Here is a 3,669-nt window from a genome sequence, read left to right on the forward strand (position 1 = left end):
GTTATGTGACAGCTAGATAACAGTTTATTATATGTGACCGCCCTAAGCGTGTTCCAGCCGCATTAACAGTTTCCAATTAGCTAGATGACAAGCCACATTCAATATTTAGACAATGGTGATAATCAAGTAGTGGCTTAGGACAGACATATTTAGGAAACTGTATAGGGTGAATTGAAGAAGGAGCTGGAACTGAATAATTGAGCATAACAACGCATAGTAGTTTTTTGGTAAATCGATCGCTCTAGGACGCTCAGACGCTCTCAACATATTGGAGTGTAGTGCTGTTTCAATAAGTAGATAGAAAAGCCACATAAGAATAACCAAATGGGAAGTAACAGGAGTGGCTTGATGAGGGTATTATATGAAACAGCGGGGTAAGGAAATTAGTTGAGAGCATCTGAGCTCCTGAAGGAGATAAGTGAAGCTACGCGATAAGAGACAGTGATTTATTAGTGAGTTTCCAGAAGGAAGCCGCCACATAACAAGCTATTGCCAACATTCATCAGCATTTAAGTTTTGGAAATCTAGAGTTGTTGAGCTGATGAACGTCGGCAACAACGAAAGCGTTATGTGACATAAGGGTATTTTTGTAGACGTATAGGTGAATTTATTTGTATATAATTTTAATGAAATATGACCCACAATAATGCACAAACAGATTAGTTGCAATCATTGAGATATTCCAATCTTAACAGTGCTACAAACATTGGGTGTATATCATCTTAAAATAAAAGGGAGATATTATTATGAATGATAAATTTAGTAAAGGGATACTTGTAGGGATATTGATATGTCTAATAATTATAGCATTAAAACCTAATAGCACGCAAACTTCTTCCCAAAATTCAACCATAGATATAAATGTAGGAGAAGAAATTATTCAACTCGCACCCAATAGGATTGCCGTTGTTGATAACAGGGCTAATTCTGGTATGGGGGGAACGATACTAGTTTTTGATTATGATGATAATACGGAAAAGTTTAACTTCGTAGGGCATATGAATTATTCTGATTACTTTAGTAATCCAAACAAATACGGAGTGCCTACAAATTAAATTAATGGCTGCATAAATTTTCCGCGCACAACATCACATAACAAAATGTTGTCGACATTCATCAGCATAGAGAATAATTAGTGGGTAATTACTTGAGCTGATGAACGTCGGCAACACGCGAACGTTAGGTGACATACCTCGGTAACGAAAGGAGAAAAGAAATGACATGGATTCAAGGTGGGCCACTCCTAGAAGTTAGTTTTTTGATTTATTGCGATAGTATTAGAATGCTTTGTAAACTTTGCCAATTTAGAAATAAATATGGATATTGAGAAATTTGTTGATGGCTACGAATATGATTTTGAGAATTCCATTATCATTCATTCGATAGAAATTGATTTCATTGCACAAATAGGACGAACTCGAAAAGGGACTATCTATATTAGTGAAATATATTTTGAAACATATGTCGTTGATTTGTGTTTTTTTGGGTCTGCTTTTGATGCTGTAGAATGGAATCAAGTTGGCATAAAGAAAGATGAATACATCTACTTCATAGGGTTATTAAAAGAATTGTATGAGATATTTGACTTTAGAGTTGGGGGAATTGCACTTGAAGATGACATAAAAGTTCTCTATGCATCAGAGCAGCCTTGGCCTAATATTGATTATCAGATTGTCAATTTAAAGTGTACAGAACTTGATAAGAAGCTATCTGAGTTCGTTGCTTTAATCTGGAATGAAAAAATTGAACAACTTGATACAGAGGTTAAAGCTATGCACGTTCATCAAAAAATAAAGAATGATGGCATTATGTTTACAAACGATTGGCAAGAAACATTTTGATGCCAAACAGTCGGTACGTCACCTAACAATATGTTCACAACATTCATCAGCATATTGATTGATTAGTTGGGAAGTGAACGAGCTGATGAACATCGTGAACACGCGAGCGTTAGGACAACATCCTGAATATCGTAGTGAACGACAGGAGTTACTAATTAATGGTGAAGCGGAGTATCAATATGGGTTGCCAGGTATTACATGTAGTATGTGTAACAATACTTGGAGCAGCATGAGAGTACTACCATTGTACTACCCATTAGATTAAGTGAAAGAGATAAAAGTAAGAGCCGATGGCCAATAGAAGCAGAAGAACATATATTTCAACAAAAGGAATTAAAGGCATGTTATGCAGCTAAAGGGATATTAATTGACCAACTGAGGCCTGGAGATGATTTCCAACCTATTAACTTTAGAATAAAAAGTAAGCCTAGAACAGATTTTTTATGGCCTACACTAATGAACCCATTGGTGTCTGAGAAAGTTAAAAATATATTTGAAGAGAATAAGGTTAAAGGTGTTTCCTTTTTTAAAATTATAGTTGACAAAATTGAAGATAAAGTGGCAAAGTATTCATTTGTAGTATCTGATGAGGTCCAAGTTTATTACAACATGGTAATTAATTCCAGCTCTAAACGACCACCAGGTGCAGATATAATTTCGATTTGCGACTTATGCGGATATGAATTATATAATAAAGAGCAAAGACAAATTCAGATGAATCTAGATATGTGGTTAGGTGAGGACATATTTTATCTAAATACCACACTTCATATTATAATTACTGAAAAAGTGAAAAATATAATTGAGCAATGTGGATTTAATAATATTTTTGCAGAAGAAATTAACCAAGCTACCGAAAACTTCGCCTAACAATATGTTGCCAACATTCATAGCACTAATGATAACTTAACGTAAGTATTTGAGCTATGAACGTCGGCAACACGCGAACGTTATGTGACATTATGCCCTAGAATACGCCTGAAATTTTCAAAGTAATTATTGGAGGAATAAAAGGATATGAATTCAACACAAAGACCAGAGACTACAGATGAACTTGATGTAGATAAAGATTGGAAGAAAGTAGTTGGTGTGAAAGAAGGGCTAGAGCAGTACTACCAAATTGAACAGACTACCGATTTGTATTCTTTAAATACTGGAAAAGTTTTAGCGAAAATAGGAATTAATAATAAGACAGACATTAAAACAAAATCTCCAGTTAGCTATATCGTTATTGATAGAACGATGCATTTAAACGAAAAAGGCATTCAATACTTGTGCAATTGGCTAAAAAAATTAATTATCGTTACTAGTAATAAAATGCATCCTGCATACAAACTAAAAGATATGTTTAATAATTTAATAGTTATTTATTATAAAGCAGATATAGACTTTATTGACCTATTTACTATATTAAAACACGAGCATGGAGTTGATAGCTTAACTATACAGTCGGGAGGAACGCTAAACTCAATTTTTATTAGAAGTGGTCTTGTTGATCACTTAAAGATAGTTGTCGCTCCAATAATAGTAGGGGGAAAAGATACACCGACATTGATTGATGGCATGTCACTTTTAAAAGAAGATGAATTGGCAAGTTTAAAAGCATTGAAATTAAAGAAGAGTAAAGTGTTAAATGATTCTTACATTATGCTAGAATACGATGTAATCCAAGAAACGCAAATTGTTTAAGTATATTTATTTTAATGCGTCTATTGAAGGTTGCCGGGCACAACGTCACATAACAATGTATTGCCAACATTCATCAGCTTAAAGCAATGTTATGTGGGACATCTTTGATCTGATGAACGTCGGCAATACGCGAGAGTTA

General features: G+C 34.3%; 4 protein-coding genes. All 4 read left to right on the forward strand.

The window, feature by feature from the left end; translation table 11 throughout:
- Nucleotides 1-746 precede the first annotated feature (746 nt).
- Nucleotides 747-1,055 (forward strand): hypothetical protein, encoded by a 309-nt coding sequence (locus CVU84_17640; GenBank protein ID PKM93083.1) that lies wholly within the window; start codon nt 747-749, stop codon nt 1,053-1,055.
- 261 nt (nt 1,056-1,316) lie between these two features.
- Nucleotides 1,317-1,841, forward strand: a complete 525-nt coding sequence (locus CVU84_17645) for a hypothetical protein (protein PKM93084.1) — start codon at nt 1,317-1,319, stop codon at nt 1,839-1,841.
- A 219-nt stretch (nt 1,842-2,060) separates the two neighbouring features.
- The gene (locus tag CVU84_17650) at nt 2,061-2,711 is read left to right on the forward strand and encodes a hypothetical protein (protein ID PKM93085.1); all 651 of its coding nucleotides are present in this window, start codon (nt 2,061-2,063) and stop codon (nt 2,709-2,711) included.
- A 147-nt stretch (nt 2,712-2,858) separates the two neighbouring features.
- Nucleotides 2,859-3,530, forward strand: a complete 672-nt coding sequence (locus CVU84_17655) for a deaminase (GenBank protein PKM93086.1) — start codon at nt 2,859-2,861, stop codon at nt 3,528-3,530.
- Nucleotides 3,531-3,669: the final 139 nt, after the last annotated feature.

The sequence above is a fragment of the Firmicutes bacterium HGW-Firmicutes-1 genome (assembly GCA_002841625.1).
In the GTDB taxonomy this organism is placed as follows: domain Bacteria; phylum Bacillota; class Clostridia; order Lachnospirales; family Vallitaleaceae; genus HGW-1.

Coding starts and splice junctions, on each gene's coding strand:
- CVU84_17640 (PKM93083.1), top strand. CDS start 747: ATGAATGATAAATTTAGTAAAGGGATACTTGTAGGGATATTGATATGT.
- CVU84_17645 (PKM93084.1), top strand. CDS start 1,317: ATGGATATTGAGAAATTTGTTGATGGCTACGAATATGATTTTGAGAAT.
- CVU84_17655 (PKM93086.1), top strand. CDS start 2,859: ATGAATTCAACACAAAGACCAGAGACTACAGATGAACTTGATGTAGAT.